This window comes from Aurantimonas sp. HBX-1 (genome assembly GCF_021391535.1).
In the GTDB taxonomy this organism is placed as follows: domain Bacteria; phylum Pseudomonadota; class Alphaproteobacteria; order Rhizobiales; family Rhizobiaceae; genus Aurantimonas.
Genome location: NZ_CP090066.1, coordinates 1,655,606 through 1,675,361, shown reverse-complemented (window position 1 = coordinate 1,675,361; position 19,756 = coordinate 1,655,606). Strand labels below are relative to the sequence as shown.

Annotated in this window: 25 protein-coding genes; 15 read left to right on the top strand and 10 right to left on the bottom strand. The window is 69.0% G+C overall.

Annotated elements, in window-relative coordinates:
* Positions 1–84: 84 nt before the first annotated feature.
* The 3 genes from map (at position 85) to LXB15_RS07960 (ending at position 2,871) form a co-directional block, all read left to right on the top strand.
* A complete protein-coding gene (map, locus tag LXB15_RS07970) occupies positions 85–936 on the top strand; it encodes a type I methionyl aminopeptidase (RefSeq protein WP_233952251.1) in 852 nt (283 codons plus the stop codon).
* Positions 937–941: 5 nt separating this feature from the next.
* Positions 942–1,721, top strand: coding sequence for a DNA repair protein RadC (gene radC / locus LXB15_RS07965; protein WP_233952248.1), 780 nt, complete (start codon positions 942–944; stop codon positions 1,719–1,721).
* A gap of 103 nt (positions 1,722–1,824) precedes the next feature.
* Positions 1,825–2,871, top strand: coding sequence for an endonuclease/exonuclease/phosphatase family protein (locus LXB15_RS07960; protein WP_233952246.1), 1,047 nt, complete (start codon positions 1,825–1,827; stop codon positions 2,869–2,871).
* Between the two features lie 12 nt (positions 2,872–2,883).
* On the opposite strand, the gene LXB15_RS07955 is transcribed toward LXB15_RS07960, so the two are convergent.
* Both LXB15_RS07955 and LXB15_RS07950 read right to left on the bottom strand, forming a co-directional pair.
* Positions 2,884–3,168: an usg protein gene (locus LXB15_RS07955; RefSeq protein WP_233952244.1), complete on the bottom strand. Its 285-nt coding sequence runs from the start codon at positions 3,166–3,168 to the stop codon at positions 2,884–2,886.
* 121 nt (positions 3,169–3,289) lie between these two features.
* Positions 3,290–4,018, bottom strand: a complete 729-nt coding sequence (locus LXB15_RS07950; RefSeq protein ID WP_233952242.1) for an SDR family NAD(P)-dependent oxidoreductase — start codon at positions 4,016–4,018, stop codon at positions 3,290–3,292.
* Positions 4,019–4,155: 137 nt separating this feature from the next.
* Between LXB15_RS07950 and LXB15_RS07945 the strand changes: the two genes are divergently transcribed.
* On the top strand, positions 4,156–5,073 hold the full coding sequence (locus LXB15_RS07945) for a helix-turn-helix domain-containing GNAT family N-acetyltransferase (RefSeq protein WP_233952240.1): 918 nt from the start codon (positions 4,156–4,158) through the stop codon (positions 5,071–5,073).
* Between the two features lie 45 nt (positions 5,074–5,118).
* Here the strand turns inward: LXB15_RS07945 and LXB15_RS07940 are convergent, their stop codons facing one another.
* From LXB15_RS07940 to LXB15_RS07915, 6 genes are all read right to left on the bottom strand, one after another.
* Positions 5,119–6,738 carry an NTP transferase domain-containing protein gene (locus LXB15_RS07940; RefSeq protein WP_233952238.1) on the bottom strand — a complete coding sequence of 540 codons (1,620 nt, stop codon included), beginning with the start codon at positions 6,736–6,738 and terminating at the stop codon, positions 5,119–5,121.
* The gene (locus LXB15_RS07935; RefSeq protein WP_233952236.1) at positions 6,735–7,451 is read right to left on the bottom strand and encodes an XdhC family protein; all 717 of its coding nucleotides are present in this window, start codon (positions 7,449–7,451) and stop codon (positions 6,735–6,737) included. The genes LXB15_RS07940 and LXB15_RS07935 overlap by 4 nt, the downstream gene beginning before the upstream one ends.
* Positions 7,451–7,777, bottom strand: coding sequence for an XdhC family protein (locus LXB15_RS07930; protein ID WP_233952234.1), 327 nt, complete (start codon positions 7,775–7,777; stop codon positions 7,451–7,453). Before LXB15_RS07930 ends, LXB15_RS07935 begins: the two co-directional genes overlap by 1 nt.
* A gap of 63 nt (positions 7,778–7,840) precedes the next feature.
* Positions 7,841–9,088 carry a VWA domain-containing protein gene (locus LXB15_RS07925; RefSeq protein WP_233952232.1) on the bottom strand — a complete coding sequence of 416 codons (1,248 nt, stop codon included), beginning with the start codon at positions 9,086–9,088 and terminating at the stop codon, positions 7,841–7,843.
* Between the two features lie 4 nt (positions 9,089–9,092).
* The gene (locus tag LXB15_RS07920; protein WP_233952230.1) at positions 9,093–10,007 is read right to left on the bottom strand and encodes a MoxR family ATPase; all 915 of its coding nucleotides are present in this window, start codon (positions 10,005–10,007) and stop codon (positions 9,093–9,095) included.
* A gap of 40 nt (positions 10,008–10,047) precedes the next feature.
* Complete coding sequence (locus tag LXB15_RS07915) at positions 10,048–10,542, bottom strand: flavin reductase (protein ID WP_370640189.1); 495 nt, start codon at positions 10,540–10,542, stop codon at positions 10,048–10,050.
* A 198-nt stretch (positions 10,543–10,740) separates the two neighbouring features.
* Between LXB15_RS07915 and LXB15_RS07910 the strand changes: the two genes are divergently transcribed.
* The 6 genes from LXB15_RS07910 to LXB15_RS07885 all read left to right on the top strand — a co-directional run bounded on the left by LXB15_RS07910 (position 10,741) and on the right by LXB15_RS07885 (position 15,818).
* Entirely contained in the window at positions 10,741–11,868 is a 1,128-nt protein-coding gene (locus LXB15_RS07910) for a branched-chain amino acid ABC transporter substrate-binding protein (protein ID WP_233952228.1), read from the top strand.
* 3 nt (positions 11,869–11,871) lie between these two features.
* Positions 11,872–12,876 carry a P1 family peptidase gene (locus tag LXB15_RS07905; RefSeq protein WP_233952226.1) on the top strand — a complete coding sequence of 335 codons (1,005 nt, stop codon included), beginning with the start codon at positions 11,872–11,874 and terminating at the stop codon, positions 12,874–12,876.
* A gap of 42 nt (positions 12,877–12,918) precedes the next feature.
* Entirely contained in the window at positions 12,919–13,227 is a 309-nt protein-coding gene (locus LXB15_RS07900) for a hypothetical protein (RefSeq protein ID WP_233952224.1), read from the top strand.
* Between the two features lie 355 nt (positions 13,228–13,582).
* The gene (gene purB, locus LXB15_RS07895) at positions 13,583–14,893 is read left to right on the top strand and encodes an adenylosuccinate lyase (RefSeq protein WP_233952222.1); all 1,311 of its coding nucleotides are present in this window, start codon (positions 13,583–13,585) and stop codon (positions 14,891–14,893) included.
* A gap of 103 nt (positions 14,894–14,996) precedes the next feature.
* Positions 14,997–15,191, top strand: coding sequence for a hypothetical protein (locus tag LXB15_RS07890; protein ID WP_233952220.1), 195 nt, complete (start codon positions 14,997–14,999; stop codon positions 15,189–15,191).
* 66 nt (positions 15,192–15,257) lie between these two features.
* On the top strand, positions 15,258–15,818 hold the full coding sequence (locus tag LXB15_RS07885) for an alpha/beta hydrolase (RefSeq protein ID WP_233952217.1): 561 nt from the start codon (positions 15,258–15,260) through the stop codon (positions 15,816–15,818).
* Between the two features lie 7 nt (positions 15,819–15,825).
* Here LXB15_RS07885 and LXB15_RS07880 read toward each other — a convergent pair whose 3' ends face one another.
* Complete coding sequence (locus tag LXB15_RS07880) at positions 15,826–16,596, bottom strand: HpcH/HpaI aldolase/citrate lyase family protein (RefSeq protein ID WP_233952215.1); 771 nt, start codon at positions 16,594–16,596, stop codon at positions 15,826–15,828.
* Between the two features lie 5 nt (positions 16,597–16,601).
* The gene (locus LXB15_RS07875) at positions 16,602–16,919 is read right to left on the bottom strand and encodes a DUF1476 domain-containing protein (protein WP_233952214.1); all 318 of its coding nucleotides are present in this window, start codon (positions 16,917–16,919) and stop codon (positions 16,602–16,604) included.
* A gap of 269 nt (positions 16,920–17,188) precedes the next feature.
* On the opposite strand from LXB15_RS07875, the gene purC reads away from it, so the two are divergent.
* From purC to LXB15_RS07850, 5 genes are all read left to right on the top strand, one after another.
* Positions 17,189–17,953, top strand: coding sequence for a phosphoribosylaminoimidazolesuccinocarboxamide synthase (gene purC, locus LXB15_RS07870; RefSeq protein WP_183206273.1), 765 nt, complete (start codon positions 17,189–17,191; stop codon positions 17,951–17,953).
* Positions 17,954–18,036: 83 nt separating this feature from the next.
* Positions 18,037–18,279, top strand: a complete 243-nt coding sequence (gene purS / locus LXB15_RS07865; protein ID WP_163041930.1) for a phosphoribosylformylglycinamidine synthase subunit PurS — start codon at positions 18,037–18,039, stop codon at positions 18,277–18,279.
* Between the two features lie 14 nt (positions 18,280–18,293).
* A complete protein-coding gene (locus LXB15_RS07860) occupies positions 18,294–18,572 on the top strand; it encodes a hypothetical protein (protein WP_233952213.1) in 279 nt (92 codons plus the stop codon).
* A 99-nt stretch (positions 18,573–18,671) separates the two neighbouring features.
* The gene (purQ, locus tag LXB15_RS07855) at positions 18,672–19,355 is read left to right on the top strand and encodes a phosphoribosylformylglycinamidine synthase subunit PurQ (RefSeq protein ID WP_233952212.1); all 684 of its coding nucleotides are present in this window, start codon (positions 18,672–18,674) and stop codon (positions 19,353–19,355) included.
* Positions 19,352–19,756 (top strand): hypothetical protein, encoded by a 405-nt coding sequence (locus LXB15_RS07850; RefSeq protein ID WP_233952211.1) that lies wholly within the window; start codon positions 19,352–19,354, stop codon positions 19,754–19,756. Before purQ ends, LXB15_RS07850 begins: the two co-directional genes overlap by 4 nt.

The window sequence follows — 19,756 nt, the reverse complement described above, 5'->3', positions numbered from 1 at the left end:
GGTTGAAGCAGGGCCGGTTCGGTGCGACATCAGCGTGAACGTCCCGCCCTTTTCCGTCCCGATCGTCGACCGGCAGCATCGCCCATGACCACCTATCTCGCAGCCGAAGCCAACCCGACGCGCAACACCGGCGCGATCCGGCTCTACGACGCGGCGGCCTTCGACGGCATGCGCCGCGCCTGCCAGTTGACGGCGCGATGCCTCGACGAGCTGGCGGCGATCGTCGAGCCGGGGCTGCCGACCGAGGCGATCGACCGGTTCGTCTACGATTTCGCCATCGCCAACGACGCGGTCCCGGCGACGCTGAACTATCGCGGCTACACCAAGAGCGTCTGCACCTCGATCAACCATGTCGTCTGCCACGGCATCCCGAACGACAAGCCGCTCAAGGAAGGCGACATCGTCAATATCGACGTGACGCTGATCGTCGACGGCTGGCACGGCGACTCCTCGCGCATGTACCCGGTCGGCCGGATCAAGCGGGCGGCCGAGCGGCTGTGCGACGTCACCTATCGCTCGCTGCTGCTGGGCATCGAGCAGGTCCGCCCGGGCGGAAACATCGGCGATATCGGGGAGGCGATCCAGACCTTCGCCGAGGCCGAGCGCTGCTCGGTGGTGCGCGACTTCTGCGGCCACGGCGTCGGTCGCTTGTTCCACGACGCGCCGAACATTCTGCATTACGGCCGCCGCGGCGAAGGTCCGGAAATGCGCCCCGGCATGATCTTCACCATCGAGCCGATGATCAATATCGGCCGGCCGCACGTGAAGATCCTCAACGACGGCTGGACCGCGGTGACGCGGGACCGTTCGCTGTCGGCGCAATACGAGCACACGGTGGGCGTCACCGAGACGGGCTGCGAGGTCTTCACGCTCTCGCCGGCCGGTCTGCATACGCCCGGGCTCGCCGCCGACGACCCGGCCAGCCCGGCCGACTAGCCGCCATGTCGCCCGCCGGCCCCGAGGAGGAAACCGAACTGCCGGGTCTCTCGGAAGCCGGTTCGAGCCGGCATTCTCCCGACGCTACGGGCAGCGACCGGCAGGCCTCGCCCGCTCCGCACCACGACGGCCACCGCGACCGGCTACGCGAGCGCTTCGCCGCGGCGGGCGCCGATGCCCTCGCCGACTACGAACTGCTCGAGCTGATCCTGTTCCGGACGATCCCGCGCCGCGACGTCAAGCCGATCGCCAAGGCGCTTATCGCGCGCTTCGGCTCGCTTGCCGAGGTGCTCAACGCGCCGCGCCGCCGGCTCACCGAGGTCGCCGGGGTGAAGGACGCTGTGGCCCTCGACCTCTCCATCGTCGCCGCCATCAACCAGCGGGCCATGCGCTCGGCGGTCCGGCGGCGGGAGGTGCTGTCCTCCTGGGCGGCGGTGCTCGACTACTGCACGGCCGCGATGGCGCACGAGAGCCGCGAGCAGTTCCGCATCCTGTTCCTCGACAAGAAGAATGCCCTGATCGCCGACGAGGTGCAGGGCACCGGCACTGTCGACCACACGCCGGTCTATCCCCGCGAAGTGGTCCGCCGGGCGCTCGAACTGTCGGCCACCGCGATCATCCTGGTGCACAACCACCCCTCCGGCGACCCGACGCCCTCCCGCGCCGATATCGAGATGACCCGGACCATCGCCGAGATCGCCCGGCCGCTGGGCATCGAGCTTCACGACCACATCATCATCGGCAAGGCCGGCCATGCCAGCCTGAAAGGCCTCAGGCTCATCTGAAGCCGGCTCTTCCATCCTCGAAATAACAGCCGGCGGCCGCTTGCCGCAGGGAAACGCGCGGTATATCGTAAGCATATCGTCGTTTCGTTACACTGGATTCGACATGCCCAGGCCCCGGTTAAGCTTTACGACCTTTAACCTTCTCAATCTCAACAGGCCGGGACTGCCGCTCTACAAGTCGAGCCGACCCTGGACTCTGGAAGAATACGACGCCAAGATCGACTACACGGCCCGGCAGCTGAAAACCCTGCGGTCCGATGTCTACGGCTTCCAGGAGCTCTGGCACGGCGACGCCCTCGGCGACGTCCTGAGCGCGGCAGGGATGGAGCAGGGCTACACGGCGCTGGTCCCGCCCGGCCATGACGGCACGCGCATCGTCTGCGCCGGGGCGGTCAGGAACGAGATCCTCGCGAGCGATCCGGAGTGGATCGAGCACTTCCCGGACGACTTCGTGCTGCGCAGCGGCGGCGACGACGAGCAGACCAGCGATATCTCGGTGTCGGTCACCGGATTTTCCCGACCGGTCCTGCACTTCCGGATCAAGCCGGTGGCGAACGCGGCCGCGATCCACGTCTTCGTCTGCCACCTGAAGTCGAAGGCGCCGACGCAGATCTTTCGCGAGCCGTGGTACCAGCCGCCGGTGCACTCCCCCTATGCCGAAGCGATCGGCGGCGGCCTCTCCACCATCCGGCGCACCGCCGAGGCGACGGCGCTGCGGATGATCCTGACGAAGCTGATGAAGGGCACCAACGATCCGGTCGTCGTCCTCGGCGACGTCAATGACGGGCTGCTCAGCAACACCCTGAACATCCTCACCGGCCAGCCGCGCTATCTCATGGGCTTCCAGACCGGCGGCGGCGACACGGATCTCTATACAGCCCAGACCCTGCAGCAATATCGCAGCACGCGCGACGTCTACTACACCCACGTCTTCCAGAACGAGCGGGAATCGCTGGACCAGATCCTGGTCAGCCAGGAATTCTACGACAACAGCCGCCGGCGCATCTGGAGCTTCAAGGACCTCGTCGTCCAGAACGACCACCTGAACTTCGAGGAGCATCGCGACCTCGGGTCGAACGACCATGGCGTCATCCGCGCCACCTTCGAGTTCAACCCGCTGAAGACCGCCGCGGAGGAGGCCACGGGCTGAGCCGCCGCCCGGTCAGTGGAGCAGACCGCCATCCTTCACCAGCCGCACCTCGCGCGGCTTGATCAGGCCTGCGTGCATCACCCGCACCGAGTGGATTGCCGCCTCGACCTCGCGCTCCCAATGGTCGAGGAACTGCTTCAGCCGAGGATAGTCGGGCGCCAGATCCTCGAACTGCCAGAAGAAGCTCTGCAGGAAGCTCGGATGATCCGGCATCCGGTACAGCACCTCGGCGCTCGTGAGGCCGTAGCCCCCGAGCATGCGGACGAATTGCGGGTCGGCAGTTCTGGTCGTGGTCATCGGCGCACCCCATCGCAGCGCCAGCCGGACAGAGGCCGGCAGACAAATGCTGCGGCGCAAGTGGTTAACAATGGCTTAAGCGGCCGCCGTCTGGCAAGCCGGCAGCGGTGCGGCGAAACGCTCAGCCGCGCGGCGTGCGCAGCCGCGAGCGGCCGCCGTCGATGCCGATCACCTGCCCGGTGATCCACGCCCCCGCCTCCGTAAGCAGCAACTCGCCCATGGCGGCGATGTCGCCGGTGGTGCCGAGCCGCGGGATCGGGTGCAGGCTCGCCACCGCCTCCGCCATGCGCGGCGATCCGGCGACGGTACGGCCGAGCTTCGTGTCGAGCAGCGACGGCGCGATGGCGTTGACCCGGATCTGCGGCGCGAACTCCGCCGCCAGCGACCTGACCAGGCCGACCACCGCGCCCTTCGCCATGGCGATCGAGGCGTGCGCGGCAAAGCCCTGGTCGACGGCGACGGTCGAGAACAGCAGCACGCTGGCGCCGCCGGGGGCGGCCTTCAGCCCTGGCAGCAGGACCTGAATCACTTTCGCCGCCCCGAGCGCGTTGATCCTGAAATCGTTGAGGAAGTCGTCCTCGCCGAGCCGGTCGAACGGCTTCAGCGTGATCGTGCCCGCCGCATAGACGAGACCGTCGAGCGGCTCGGTCGCAAAGTCCGCCAGGCGCCGGATGCCGGCATCGTCGAGGACGTCGAGCACGACCGGCTGGGCGCCGAGTTCCGCCGCGAGCGGCTCGATGCCGTCCGCCGTCCGCCCGGTCAGGACAAGGTCGTGCCCCGAGGCCGCCAGCCGCCGCGCCATCGCCTCGCCGACGCCGCCCTGTCCGCCCACGATCAGATATCTCGCCATGCCGCCCTCCGGTGAAGGGCCGGCAGATGCGCCGCGGCGCGGAAGCTGCAAGTGCGACACGGACGCGCGGCCCGCAAACACTTGACTATGTCAAGGTTTCAGAAATGATGAAGCCTCTCTCCCTCCGGAGGCCTCGCATGGCGTTGTCCGACGAGATCGCTGCCGTCCGCGACTTCAATCGCTTCTACACACGGCAGATCGGCCTTCTCGAGGAGGGGCTGCTCAAGACGCCGTACACGCTCGGCCAGGCGCGTCTCATCTATGAGATCGCGACACGCACCAGTGCCGCCGCCATCGACCTTGCCCGCTCGCTCGACATGGATCAGGGACTGCTCAGCCGCATGCTGAAAGCGCTGGAAGGGCAAGGGCTCGTGGTCCGTTCACCCTCCAGCCATGACCAGCGGCGGTCCGTTCTCGGCCTGACCGACAAGGGCGCGGAAGTCTTCGCCGAACTCGACGCCGCATCGGCGGAAGCCGTTGCCGCCTGGCTGGCCCCGCTGGCGCAAGAGGATCGCCAGAGGCTGGTGGCAGCCATGAAGGAACTTCGCCGCCTCATCGAGGGACGACGGACAGCGCCGGTCCTGCGTGATCCCGCCGTCGGCGATCTCGCCTGGGTCACGCATCGCCAGGCCGTTCTCTACGCCAGCGAGTACGGTTTCGACTGGACCTACGAGGCGCTGGTCGCCCGCATCGTGTCGGATTTCGCCAGCCATTTCGATGCTCAACGCGAGCGCTGCTGGATTGCCGAACAGGATGGCGCGATCGTCGGCTCCGTCTTCGTGGTCCGGCAGTCCGACTCCGTGGCAAAGCTCCGCCTGCTCTATGTCGAGCCGTCCGCGCGCGGCCAGGGTCTCGGGGCCAACCTGGTGGGGCGGGCCGTCGGCTTCGCGGCTGATGCCGGCTACAGCGACATCACGCTGTGGACGAATTCCGTGCTGGTCGCGGCGCGCCGGCTCTATGAGGCGGCCGGATTCAGCCTCGTCGGCGAGGAGCCGCACCATAGTTTCGGCTGCGACCTCGTCGGGCAGACATGGAACAAACGTCTCGCCGACTGACCGGTTATTGCCTTAAGTATCAGCGGCTTGCGCCCGTCTCCGGACTCAGTTTGCGAAGGCGGGCGTAAGGGTCCCGCCGGCTGCCGCCAGCGCTTCCGGCGTGTCGACGTCGGTGCCGGCCGCCGCGCCGATCTCGATCTCCGTCAGCGCCTCCGGATGCGCCGCGATCACCGGGGCGGCACCCACGTCGCCCGCCAGCCTGGCGATGGCGTCGGCAAAGCGGGTCGACAGGATCACCGGGTTGCGGCGCCGGCCGCGATCCGTGGCCGCGACGATGGCGCCCTTGCCCTCGCCGGTGAACGCGGCGATCAGGCGGTCGAGATCGGCGGCACCCAGCAGCGGCTGGTCTGCCAGCATGACCAGCACGCCGTCCGCCGTGGCCGAGGCAGCGAAGCCGGCCTTCAGCGAGGTCGAAAGCCCGGCCTCGAAGTCCGGGTTGGCGACGATCTCGATCGGCAGTCCCGCGAGCGACGCCTCGATCGCCGCCTGCATGTGCCCTACCACCACCCGCACCCGCCCAGCGTTGCAGGCGGCGAGCGCCGTCTCCACCGACCGGCGGATCAACGGGACGCCGCCGAAGGTCGCCAGCAGCTTGTTCGGGCCGCCCATGCGGCTGGAACGCCCTGCGGCGAGCACGACGATATCGACCACCGGCTCCGCCGCCGCGGTCTCCGCCTCGCGCGGCTGTGGCCGCGAGGCGATCTCCATCAGCAGCCCGCCGACGCCCATGCGGCGGATATCGGCCGCGGTGACCGGGACGTCGGCCAGGATGCGCTGCAGCACCCAGTCGAAGCCGTTCTCCTTCGGACTGCGGGCACAGCCCGGCGCGCCGAGCACCGGCTGCCCGCCGAGCCGGCCGAGCAGCAGGAGATTGCCCGGATCGACCGGCATGCCGAGATGCTCCACCGTGCCGCCGGCCGCCTCGATCGCCGCCGGGATGACGTCGCCCCGGTCGATCACCGCCGAGGCGCCGAAGACCAGCGTCAGATCGGCGTCGCCCGGCTCTGCCAGCAGCGCTGCTAGCGCGTCGGTGTCGTGCGGGCAGCGGCGCTCGCTGACGATGCGGCTGCCGGTCGGGGCAAGCCGCGCCTCGGTCGCCTTGCGGGTCTTGTCGAGCACGCTCGGCTTCACCCCGGGAAGCTCGGTCTGGATCAGCGCCAAGCGCCGGGGCCGCCAGGGCGCGAGCCGGAAGGCGGGTGCCTCCCGCAGCAGCGCCAGCGCCGCCTCGACCGCGGCGCCGGCCACCGCAAGCGGGATGATCTTGACGGTCGCCACCATCCGGCCGGCTTCCACCGGCTCGTATTCGTCCAGCGTCGCCAGCGTGATACCCGGGTCGATGGCGTTCAGGGCGTCGACGACACGGCGATCGGGCAGAAACAGGCCGGCCGTCTCGGCATGGAGGTTGCACCGCCCGGTCGCCGCCTCCGCCACCCGGATCCCCGCCGCGCGGAGCGCATCGCCGATCGCCGCGGCCGCCGCATCCTCGGCGAGGTCGCCCGGATCGAGCCGGGCGGCGACGATCTCCGTCACGCCGGCCGAACGCAGCGCTGTCAGATCCTCCGCCGCGAGCCGGGCGCCCTTCTTCAGCCGACGGTCCGGCAGGCTGCGCGAATGCGCCAGGATCGCGCCTTCGGCCTCGTCGACGGGGACGCGGCCGAAGATCATGCCGCTGCCGTTTCGCCGCGGCGCTCGGCGAACATCTTGCGCTTGCGGAATCCGGCGATCACCGAGGCGAGGATGGCGACGGCGATCTCGCCCGGCGCCGAGGCGCCGATATCGGCGCCGATCGGCGCCTCGATCCTGGCGATGATCGCGGGCGAAAGCCCGGCTTCGGTCAGGCGGTCGACGCGCCGCGCATGGGTCTTCCGGCTGCCGAGCGCGCCGACATAGAAGCAGCCGACCTTCAGCGCCTCGATCAGCGGATAGTCGTCGATCTTCGGATCGTGGGTGATCGCGCAGACCGCCGTGTAGGCGTCGAGCGGCCGGGCAGCCAGCACGTCCTGCGGCCATTCGGCATGCAGCGGCACCCCCGGGAACCGGTCCGCGGTCGCGAAGGCGGTGCGCGGGTCGATGATCTCGACGTCGTAGCCGGCGAGCTTCGCCATCGGCGCCAGCGCCTGGCTGATATGCACGGCGCCGATGACGACGAGCCGTGGCGGTGGCAGATGCGCATTGAGGAACATCTCGCCGGCCTCGGTCTCGACGATGCCGGACTTGCCGGTCCGGATCACCCGGCCCACGGCCTCCTCCAGCGGGTCGCCGGCGAGTTCGGCCTCGCGCACCAGCCGCTGCCGGCCGCTCTCGAGGTCGGTCACCACGACGGCGGCGCGGCGGGCGGCGCGTTCCTCGTTGAGGGCGGCGAGAAGCGCGCGGTCCATCAGTTGACCCGCTCGACATAAACCCGGATGCGGCCGCCGCAGGAGAGGCCGACCCGCCATGCCGTCTCGTCGGCGACGCCGAATTCCAGCATCCGCGGCTCGCCCGCCTCGATGACGTCGCCGGCCTCGGCGACCACCGCGCCCTCGACGCAGCCGCCGGACACCGATCCCTCGAAATTGCCGTCGGAATCGATCACCAGATGGCTGCCCGTCGGCCGCGGCGCCGAGCCCCATGTCTCGACCACGGTGGCGAGCGCCACGCGCCGCCCCTCCGCCGCCCAGGCTTCTGCCGTCTTCAGGACGTCGAAATCCAGCGTTTCAGACATTTGCCGTCTCCTTCACCAGCGCCGCTGCAGGGCGCATGCTTCGTGCGCACCGCCGTCCGCCGCTCAGGCAGCGATCGACCGCTCCGCCGCCTCGAGCCAGAGCTTCGGATCGGTGTACCGGTCTCCGGTGCCCGTCAGCGCGTCGCAGAGCGCGCCCATCGCCTCCAGCGAATGCACCGACCGGAACTCGTCGACATGCGGCAGGATCGCCCGCACGCCCTTCGCCCGAGCCGAAAACCCGTCGAAGCGCAGGAGCGGGTTGAGCCAGATCAGACGCCGACAGGATTTATGCAGCCGCTCCATCTGTTTCGAGAGGTCCTCGACCGAATCGCGTTCGAGACCGTCGGTGATCAGCAACACGACCGCCCCCTGCGTCAGCACCCGCCGCGACCACTCGCGATTGAACGCACCCAGCGCGGCGCCGATGCGCGTGCCGCCGGACCAGTCTTTCACCGCGTCGGCGCAGTCGGCCAGCGCCTCGTCCGGATCCTTGCGGCGCATCTGCCGCGTGACGTTGGTGAGCCGCGTGCCGAACAGGAACGTGTGCACCCGCCGCCGCTTCTCGGTCAGTGCGTGCAGGAAATGCAGGAAGATCCGCGTGTACTGGCTCATCGAGCCGGAGATATCGGCGATCACCACCAGCGGCGGGTGGATCTCGCGGCGCGAGCGGAATTTCGGCAGCACGAGGTCGCCGCCGGTGCGCATCGACGCCCGCATCATCGCCCGCGGATCGATGCGCTGGCCGCGCGGATCGGGGCGGAAGCGGCGCGTGGCCACGCGGTCGGCCGGCAGGCGAAGCGCCGCGATGGCGCGCTTGGCTTCCGCCACTTCGGCCAGCGTCATCTGCGCGAAGTCCTTGCGCCGCAGCACCTCGTCGCCCGAGACGGTGAGGCTGGCGTCGATCTCAAGCTGCGGCTTCTCCTGGCGCGTCAGGCGCCGCTCGGCGTCCTCGAACATCGCCTCGGCCGCACGCCCCTCGCCGGCCCGCTTCTTCTCGGCCGAGGGCCGTGCCGGCGCGGTCGGCGAGAACATCGCGATCATCTTCTCGATCAGTTCGCGCGAGCGCCAGAACAGCCGGAACGCCTCGTCGAAGAGCGCGTCGTCCTCGTGGCGGGTGACGAGGACGGCATGCAGCGTCCAGTAGAAGTCGTCCCGCGACGCGAGCCCGGCGACCTTGACCGCCTCGATGGCGTCGATCGTCGTCGAGGGTCCGAGCTTCAGCCCGGCCTTCCGCAGCGCCCGGGCGAAGTAGACGATGTTGTCGGCGAGCCGGCCCTCCGGGTCGGCGACGGCCGGTCCGGGGCCGTTCATCGGGTCACGAGGCGGCAATTTGGCGTTTCACCTGCTCGAGGATCTCGCGGCTCTCGCCCCGCTCCATGCGCTGGATGTCGTCCTGGTACTTGAGCAGGACGCCGAGCGTGTCGGAGACATGGGCGGGATCGAGCGCGACGGCGTTGAGTTCGGTGAGGGCATTGGCCCAGTCGATCGTCTCGGCGACGCCCGGCGCCTTGAACAGGTCGATCTGGCGCAGCCGCTGCACGAAGGCGACGAGTTCCGCCGCGAGGTCCGCATTGGCGCGCGGCGCCTTGCGGTGGACGATCTCCAGTTCGCGATCGGCGCCCGGGTAGTCCACCCAGTGATAGAAGCAGCGGCGCTTCAACGCGTCGTGGATCTCGCGCGTGCGGTTGGTGGTGATGATGACGATCGGCGGCTCTGCGGCGCGGATCGTGCCAAGCTCCGGGATGGTCACCTGGTTGTCCGACAGGATCTCCAGCAGGAACGCCTCGAACGCCTCGTCGGTGCGGTCGAGCTCGTCGATCAGCAGTACCGGCGCGCGGCCCGGCTCGCCCTCGAGCGCCTGCAGGATCGGCCGTCGGATCAGGAAGCGTTCGGAGAAGATCTCGGAGCGCGTCGCGTCGCGGGAAGTGTCGCCGGAGGCTTCGCGCAGCCGGATCTCGATCATCTGCGCGGCGTAGTTCCACTCGTACAGCGCCGACGAGACGTCGAGGCCCTCGTAGCACTGCAGCCGGATCAGCGGCCGGCCGAGCGCCTGTGCCAGGACCTTGGCGATCTCCGTCTTGCCGACCCCCGCCTCGCCTTCCAGGAACAGCGGCCGCCCCATCTTCAGCGACAGGAACAGCACCGTGGCGAGCGCCCGGTCGGCGACGTAGTCCTCGCGATCGAGCAGGCGCTCCGTCTCGTCGATCGATGCCGGCAATGGGATTGTCACGGTTACGGCTTCCTGTGGGTAGGGGGGCGACGGTACGAGGCTAGAGCGTCCGGTAGCGACGGTCGAGATAGACCAGCGCCGGGCCGGGCGGGCCGCAGCGCAGCGCCACGACCTCACCGATCATCACCCGATGGGTGGCGACGAGGCGCGTGTCCCGCATCCGGCAGTCGAAGCCGGCCAGCGCCGAACGCAGCACCGGCGCGCCGGTCTGCATGATTTCCCACTCGCCGAGGGCAAAACGCTCGTCCGGATCGAGCCCGCCCTCCCCGGCAAAGGCGCGGGCCAGGTTCTCGTCGGCCCCGGACATGAGATTGAGCGCGAAATTGCCGTTCTCGGCAAAGCGGTCGTTGGCCGGGCTCGACGTGTTGAGGCACACGAGCAGCGTCGCCGGGTCGTCCGACACCGAGCAGGCGGACGACACCGTCACGCCGCGGCGGCCCGCCGGCCCGTCGGTGGTCGCCAGGTGCACCGCCGAGGCGAAGCGACTCATGGCTTGGCGAAAGCTGTCGCGGTCGATCGTCGATGTGGTCAGCAAACCGTCTTCCATGCATTGCGGCCGGATCCCGTACCGTTCACCGCACAAGATAGTGCGGCCGGCCGGGATTCGCACGGGGGGCGCGGGGCGACGCGGGGAGACGGCCCGTCCGGCCGCGACGAAAGGCGCCTGGCAGGCTGCGGGCCGAGGCGGGCACGCCATCTCGTCACGGCCGGCGCCGCGCGATAAGGTCGCATCATGTCCGATGCCAGCACGCCCCGCCGCCGGCTCCGCCGCGCCCTCCTCCTTGCCGCCGCCTGCCTGTCCGCTCCGGCGTGGGGACAACAGGCGGCCGGCCCGGCGCCGGTCGTCGTCGGCGTCGCGGCGCCGCTCTCAGGGAGCGAGGCTATCCTCGGCGAGCAACTGAGGGATGGTGCGGAAGCTGCCGTCGCGCGCCTGACCGGCGCCGCCGGCAGCGTCGAGACCGTCACCGCCGACACGGCCTGCTCGACGGAAGGTGGCCGCCAGGCGGCGGAGACCTTCGTGGCGACGAACGTGACGGTCGTCGTCGGCTTCCTCTGCACCGAGGCGATCGAGGCGGCCCTGCCGATCCTGCGTGAGGCCTCCATCCCGACGCTCGACGTCGGCGTGCGGGCGAACCGGCTGACCGATCGGCGGGAACGCACCGGCGACCTCGTCTGGCGGATCGCCCCGCGTTCCGACGCCGAGGCCGCGAGCGTCGCCCGTACCCTCGCCGCGCGCTGGCGCGACCAGCCGTTCGGGCTCGTCGAGGACGGCTCGATCACCGCGCGCGGCCTGACCGACACGGTGCGCCGGCTGCTCGAGGAACAGGGCATGGTGCCGCAGACGATCGACAATTACCGCCCGGCCGAGGAGAAGCAGTTCGCGCTGGTCCGCCGTCTGGAACGCACCGGCATCACCCGCTTCTTCATTGCCGGCGACCGACCGGACGTCGCCACGATCGCCCGCGATGCCGCCGAACTGGGCCTCGCGCTGGAGATCGTCGGGGGCGAATCGCTACTCGACGAGGCGAGCATCGACGTGCCGCTGCCGGACGGCATCGTCGCCGTCGCGCCGCGCATGCGCTTTCCCGAACTGAACGGCGGCGCCGACGCGTCGTCGCCGGCCGACGACACGGCGCCCAGGGGCTACTACAGCCCGGCCTATGCCGCGACCGAGATCGCCGTCGCCGCCGTGCGGGCTGCCCGCGAGAGCGGCCGGGCGATCCCCGCCCTGCTGCAGTCAGAGGCCTTCGCCACGGCGCTCGGCACGGTGCGCTTCGATGCCAAGGGCGATTCCGATCTCGACGTCTACCGGGTGCTGGTCTGGCGCGGCGACCACTTTGCCGACGACGCCGGCGGCTGAGCCATGAGCGGATGGCGGGCGGGGGCCCGCAACCTCATCAGCGACGTCCCGGGCATCAGCGTCGGCCATGCGTATGACGACGCGCTGCGGAGCGGCGCTACGGCGGTGATCTTCGACCGGCCGGCCGTCGCTTCGGTAGCGATTCTCGGCGGCGCGCCGGGCACGCGGGAGACCGCGCTGCTGGAGCCGGAAAACACCGTGCAGGCGATCGATGCGCTGGTGCTGTCCGGCGGCTCCGCCTTCGGCCTCGATGCGGGAGCCGGCGTCATGGCGCTCCTCGCCGAACAAGGCCGCGGCTTCGAGGTCGCGGGCGCCCGCGTCCCGATTGTCCCCGCGGCGATCCTCTTCGACCTCGCCAATGGTGGCGACAAGGCCTGGGGCCGCTTCCCGCCCTATCGCGACATGGGCTACGCCGCAGCCGCTGGCGCCGCGCGGGACTTCGCGATCGGCAGTGTCGGCGCCGGCGCCGGGTGCACCACGGCGACCGTCCGGGGCGGCCTCGGCTCAGCCTCCACCGTCCTGGCAAGCGGGATCACCGTCGCCGCCCTCGTCGCGGTCAATGCCGTCGGCTCGCCGCTGGTCGGATCGACCCGGCATTTCTGGGCCGCTCCCTTCGAGATCGAGGGGGAATTCGGCGGGCTGGGCCTGCCGTCTCCCTGGCCGGCCGACGGTGCCGACATGCGCACCAAGCTCGACGCGCGGCCCGGCGGCAACACCACGATCGGCATCGTCGCCACCGACGCGAGGCTCGACAAGGCCGGCGCGAGGCGCCTCGCCGTCGCGGCCCATGACGGCTTTGCCCGGGCGCTCTGGCCGGTCCATACCGATCTCGACGGCGACCTCGTCTTCGGCGTCGCGACAGGCGGCAGCGATGCCATCCTCGATCCGCGCCAGCGCGCCGAGCTCGGCGCCGCCGCGGCGGCGACCATGGCCCGCGCCATCGCCCGCGGCATCTTCGCCGCGACATCCGCCCGCGCCGACACGATGCGGAGCTGGCGCGATCTCTGAATCAACCCCGCGCCTCGAGCGCCACCAGAAAGCCGACAGACGATGATCCTGCGTTCCCTTCTCGCCGCCGCCCTTCTCGCCATGGCGCCGGCCTCCGCCCTCGCCTCGGAGGAACTGCCCTTCCTAGGGACGTGGGATTGCGAGGTCGCGACCTTCACCTTCACGCCCACCACCTATGACAACGGCTCGGAGGAAATGCCGATCGAGGAGGTGCAGGAAGGCAGCGACGGCTCCTACACGCTGCTCTTCGCCGACGACTATTTCATCACGCTGTCGGGCTTCACCGGCGACACGATGGGCTGGTTCTCCCCGGCAAGCGGCGACAACTTCTCCTGCACGCGCACCGACTGACGGAAGGGACCGAAGGCCCGGCACCGGCTGGCAATGGCCGCGGCTGAGGCTGGAAGCCGGGTCGCCAGGCCGGGAGTCGGGTTCGCCAGACCGAGGATACGGAGGTCCGATGGCTGGGGTTCCTGCCCATTGCGCGGCAGCATGCGAGCCCGTTGGTCGGTGCCGCCCCCGCGATGGCGACGGCGGCGGCCCGGATCGAGACCGGCGTGAGCAGTATCCCCGGCAGGACCGGTGCCCGCGCCGCCCGGATCCAACGCCGAGATCCGGCATCCATGACGATGCCCGCGTTGAGGCGGCGCCGCGCCTCTGATACATCGCCCCGGCAAGCCTCCATGCCCCGAAAGTGACCCTGCCGATGATCCCCCGCTATTCCCGCCCCGACATGGTCGCCGTCTGGTCGCAGGAGACGAAGTACCGGATCTGGTTCGAGATCGAGGCGCATGCCTGCGACGCGCTGGCCGAGCTCGGCGTCATCCCGGAAAGCGCCGCCCGGACGATCTGGGAGAAGGGCAATGCCGCAACCTTCGACGTCGATCGCATCGACGAGATCGAGCGCGAGACCAAGCACGACGTCATCGCCTTCCTTACCCATCTGTCGGAGATCGTCGGACCGGACGCCCGCTTCGTCCACCAGGGCATGACCTCGTCCGACGTGCTCGACACCTGTCTCAGCGTGCAGCTGGCCCGGGCCTCCGACATCCTCATCGCCGATCTCGACGGCCTGCTGGCGGCGCTGGAGCGGCGTGCCTTCGAGCATCGCGACACGGTCACCATCGGCCGCTCGCACGGCATCCACGCCGAGCCGACGACGTTCGGCGTCAAGCTCGCCCTCGCCTATGCCGAGTTCAGCCGCTGCCGCGAGCGCCTGGTCGCGGCCCGCGCCGAGATCGCCACCTGCGCCATCTCCGGCGCTGTCGGCACTTTCGCCAACATCGACCCGCGTGTGGAGCTGCATGTTGCCAAGGCCATGGGCCTGACGCCCGAGCCGGTGTCGACGCAGATCATCCCGCGCGACCGGCACGCGATGTTCTTCGCCACGCTCGGCGTCATCGCCTCGTCGATAGAGCGGCTGGCCACCGAGATCCGCCACCTGCAGCGCACCGAGGTGCTGGAGGTCGAGGAATATTTCGCCCCAGGCCAGAAGGGCTCGTCGGCGATGCCGCACAAGCGCAACCCGGTGCTGACCGAGAACCTCACCGGCCTTGCCCGCATGGTGCGGTCCTATGCGATGCCGGCGATGGAGAACGTCGCGCTCTGGCACGAGCGGGACATCTCCCACTCCTCGGTCGAGCGCTATATCGGGCCCGACGCGACGGTGACGCTCGACTTCGGCCTCGCCCGTCTGACCGGCGTCATCGACAAGCTCTTGGTCTATCCCGACCGCATGCTGGCCAACCTCAACAAGTTCAAGGGCCTCGTCCACTCGCAGCGGGTGCTGCTGGCGCTGACCCAGGCGGGCGTTTCCCGCGAGGACGCCTACCGTCTCGTGCAGCGCAACGCGATGAAGGTCTGGGAAGAGGACAAGGACTTCCTGACCGAGCTGCTCGCCGACCCGGAGGTCACGGCTGCGCTGCCTGAAGCCGAGCTGCGCGAAAAGTTCGATCTCGGCTACCACACCAAGCATGTCGGCACGATCTTCGAGCGGGTCTTCGGCCGCGCCGGCTGACGAAGGCGCCGGCCGGCGGGAACCGCGGGCCGGCACAGCCACTTTCTCTGTGGAAGCCGCCTGCTAACCCGGCGGCGAGGCCTTCAAGCCAAGGGAGACGCCGGTGAGCGACCCGACCAGCCCGCCCAGCCGCCGCAATCACAAGGTCTGGATCGCCGTCACCAGCATCGTGCTGGCGATCGTCGTCTACTTCGTCTTCTTCACCTCGACCCCCGAAGAGGCCACCCGAGACGGCGCCGGCGCGCCGCCGGTCGTGGGCGTCGAGCCGGCTGATGGCGATCCGGCAGCGGCAGACTGAGCCACACCCCTCGCCGCTGGCCGCGTTGCGGTTGACTTCGCGCGTCGCAGTTTGCATCTCCCGGGCATGCGCGTTGCCGAAGCCGACATCCTCATCATCCCCGGTTACAAGGGGTCCCCCGAAGATCACTGGCAGACCCGTTGGGAGAACAGGCTCTCGACGGCGCGCCGGGTGACGCAGGCGGAATGGACCAAGCCCGTCCGCGAGGACTGGACGCGCGCCGTCGCCGATGCAGTGAACGGTTCGGCCCGGCCCGTGGTGCTGGTGGGACATTCGCTGGGGGTCGCCGCGGCGGTCCAGGCGATCCCGCAGTTCGAGAAGCGCGTCGCCGGCGCCTTCTTCGTCGCGCCCCCGGACGTCGAGAACGAGGCGATCCGGCCGCGCCATCTGATGACGTTCGGCCCCTATCCGCGCGACCCGCTGCCGTTTCCGAGCGTCGTCATCGCCAGCCGCAACGACGTGTTCTCGTCCTTCGCGGCGGCCGAGGACATTGCCGGCGCCTGGGGTTCGCTGTTCGTCGATGCCGGCGAGGCGGGCCACATCAATGCCGACAGCGGCCACGGTCCCTGGCCCGAAGGCCTCCTGACCTTTGGGCAGTTCATGTCGCGGCTGACCGTCTCGGCGTGAGCGCGGCTCAGCCGCGCGAGGCGGCCGCCAGGGCGCGCGCCCCGGCCGTGATCACGCCGATGTCGGAGCCGACGCAGATCAGCCGGTAGCCGAGCGCGCGGTAGCGCCTGGCGTCCTCCGGCGTCCCGGCATAGATGCCGGCGATCTTGCCATGGGATTCGGCCGCGGCGGCGATCCGGGAAATCGCCGCCTCGTTGGCGGCACTTCGCGGCTCCAGCGTGCCGTTGCCCGACAGCGCGATCGACAGGTCCGAGGGACCGACGAACACCCCGTCCAGCCCGTCGATGGCGAGGATCTCCTCGAGCGAGGCCAGCGCCCGGCCCGTCTCGATCATCGCGAAGGCGAGCGTCTGGTCCCGGGCGTCCCCGACATAGTCGGCGCGATCGGCGTAGCCGTGCAGGTCGGCGGCCCGGGTCGGCCCGTAGGAGCGCTGGCCGAGTGGCGGATATTTCGCCACCGCGACGAAGGCGCGGGCGTCGTCGACCGTCTCGATCATCGGCATGATCACCGCCGATGCGCCGAAATCGAGTGCCCGCGACGCGAGCGCGCGGTCCGCGACCGGCAGCCGAACCAGCGCCGGCTTGCCGAGATGGACGGCAAGCGCGATGCCATCCCGCAGCGAGGCGGTGTCGAGCAGGCCGTGCTGGATGTCGAAGGTGACGGCGTCGAACCCGGCGTGCAGGAAGGCTTCCTGGACCACCGGATCGTTGAGCCCCAGCCACGAGGAGAGGACGCCGCCCTCTCCGGCCAGCGCGCTGCGGATGTCGAGCAATGCCATGGGGGTCAGGCGACCTGGATCTGCTTTTCCGCCTCGATCAGATGCTCGCTCATGCAGCGGCGGATCTGATGATCGGATTCCGTGACGCCCGCCGCGTCGAAGTCCTTACGGATCTTCTGGAAGACACCTTGGTCTCCCGGCTGCAGGAAGTACGCCTTGATGACTTCCTGCGCGTAGGCTTCGGCCTCATCGCCGCTCATGCCGAGCTTTTCGGCGGCCCAGAGGCCGAGCAGCTTGTTGCGCCGTGCCTCGATGCGGAAGCGCAGTTCCTGATCGTGAGCGTAGCGGTTCTCGAAATCGCGCTCGCGGTCGGTCATCGACATGGCGTGTCTCCTCACAAGGGAATCGGCCCGATTCACGCTGGGCCGTCCGACTGACATACGAATAGTGAGGGCGCTTTAGAAGCGGGAATCAGCGCCTCCCATGCCAAAGAACACTTGATAAACCCGCTCCAGGGCACGACTTCCCTCGGGTCGGCTGCCGCGGTGATTGTGATGAAGTCCCGTTTGGTCTATTCACCCGCACGATCGTCAGCCGTTTTTTGCGCCGGATTTTCCGGGGTCGGCGCGCCCATCACGATAGAGTTCCCTAAATGACACGTCGCCGCCGTATCTACGAAGGCAAGGGCAAGATCCTTTACGAAGGCCCGGAGCCTGGCACGCTGGTGCAGTTCTTCAAGGACGACGCCACTGCCTTCAACAAGAAGAAGCACGAGGTCGTTGACGGCAAGGGCGTCCTCAACAACCGCATCTCCGAATACATTTTCTCCCATCTGAACAAGATGGGCATCCCGACGCACTTCATTAAGCGGCTCAACATGCGCGAGCAGCTGATCAAGGAAGTCGAGATCATCCCGCTCGAGGTGGTGGTCCGCAACATTGCGGCCGGCTCGCTCGCCAAGCGACTCGGCATCGAGGAGGGCACGGTTCTGCCCCGCTCGATCATCGAGTTCTACTACAAGGCCGACCACCTCGACGATCCGATGGTCTCCGAGGAGCACATTACGGCCTTCGGCTGGGCGAGCCCGCAGGAGATCGACGACATCATGGCCCTCGCCATCCGGGTCAACGACTTCCTGTCCGGCCTTTTCCTCGGCGTCGGCATCCAGCTGGTCGACTTCAAGATCGAAACCGGCCGCCTGTTCGAGGGCGACATGATGCGGATCATCGTCGCCGACGAGATCTCGCCCGATTCCTGCCGGCTCTGGGACGTCGTGACCCAGGACAAGCTGGACAAGGACCGCTTCCGCCGGGACATGGGCGGCCTCGTCGAGGCCTACCAGGAAGTCGCCCGCCGGCTCGGCATCATGAATGAAAACGAGCCGCCCCGCCCCTCGGGGCCGGTACTGGTCAAGTAAGGCGGCGACGTCCCGCCAAGCAGCCGGTGCCGGCATTGAAGCTGGTTTATTCAAGAGACAGACGTATTTCGTGAGCAGAGCAATTGATTAAGGCCCGCATCGTCGTCACGCTGAAGAACGGCGTCCTCGACCCGCAAGGCAAGGCCATCGAGGGCGCGCTCGGCGCCCTCGGCTTCTCCGGCGTCGGCGCCGTCCGCCAGGGCAAGGTGTTCGACGTCGAGATCGACGGCGAGGACCGCGCCGCCGCCGAGGCCTCCCTCCGGGACATGTGCGCCAAACTCTTGGCGAACACGGTCATCGAGAACTACACTGTGGAGATCGCGTAGGGCCGGAGGGTTTGATGGCCGAGGTCATGAACGAGCTGCTGCACGAGCTGATGAAGCAGTTTCACCAGCGGTTCGACCAGCTGGATTTCCGTGTCTCCGAGATAAAGTCGGAACTCCAGTCGATGCGCGGCACGATCGTCGGGACGCAGGGAACGATGGTGTCGATGCAGAACGACCTTCTGAATATCTACGGCATTCTGGATCGCTACGATGCGCGGTTGGATCGCATCGAGCGCCGCCTCGAACTGCGCGAATTGGCCGAGCCACCGATGCCGTTCGATCCCCACCCCTGACCGCGCCTTGCCCCAGCGGCATGATCCTCGACCGGATGATGCCGCTGTCATTCATTCCGGGCCGGGTCGGCCTCCCTCACCAACGGTTGCCGTGAAGCCATGAACACCGCCGTCGTCCTCCTCCCCGGGCTCAATCGCGACCGGGACATGATCGCCGCGCTGACCGCCATCACAGGGCGCACGCCGCTCACTGTGTGGCAGACCGAGACGACCATTCCCGATGTCGACCTGATCGTCGTGCCGGGCGGCTTCTCGTTCGGCGACTATCTGCGCTGCGGCGCGATCGCCGCTCGCTCGCCGGTGCTGCGCGCTGTGGCTGATGCCGCCGCGAAGGGCGTGCCGGTGCTCGGCGTCTGCAACGGTTTCCAGATCCTCTGCGAGGCTGGCCTCCTGCCCGGCGCGCTGATGCGCAACAACACGCTGCGCTTCGTCTGCCGCGAGGTGAAGCTCGAAGTGGTCAACGCCGCGACCCGCTTCACCCGGCTGTACGACAAGGGCCAGATCATTCGCTGCCCGGTCGCCCATCACGACGGCAACTACTACGCCGACGCGGACACGCTGTCGGAGCTCGAAGACCAGGATCGCATCGTCTTCCGCTACGCCGCGGGCACCAATCCCAACGGCGCGATGCGAGACATTGCCGGCATCGTCAACGAAGCCGGCAACGTGCTCGGCATGATGCCGCATCCGGAAAATCTCGTCGAACCGGAGCACGGCGGCACCGACGGTCGGGCGCTGTTCGAAAGTGCCCTCGGCATGACCGCCTCGAGCCTTGCCGCGTGAAGCAGCCTTTCCGCAAGACCATCGCCGCCCTGCTCCTCAGCGTCGCGCTGGGCGGCTGTGCCAGCGCCCCCGAACCCGCCGTCCCAGGGGTAAAGGCGGACTCCGGTCTCGACCGCCTCGAGCGGCTGACGCTGAACGCCAATCGCTGCTGGTTCAAGTCGAAGGATCCGGCCTTCGCCGCCTACAGCCTCGCGCCCGAGCTTTCTTCCTTTACGGGTCGGCCGCGCTTCCTTTTGGTGCCGCGCGGGCAGATCGAGGCGCGGCCGCTGCTGGTGGTCGAGGGGCGGACCGGCTCAGGCGCCATCGACACCTATGGACCGTTGATGAACGAGCCGGTCTCCGCCCGGATCAGCGCCGATCTCGCACGCTGGCGCGGCGGCGCCAATGGCTGCGAAGCCTGA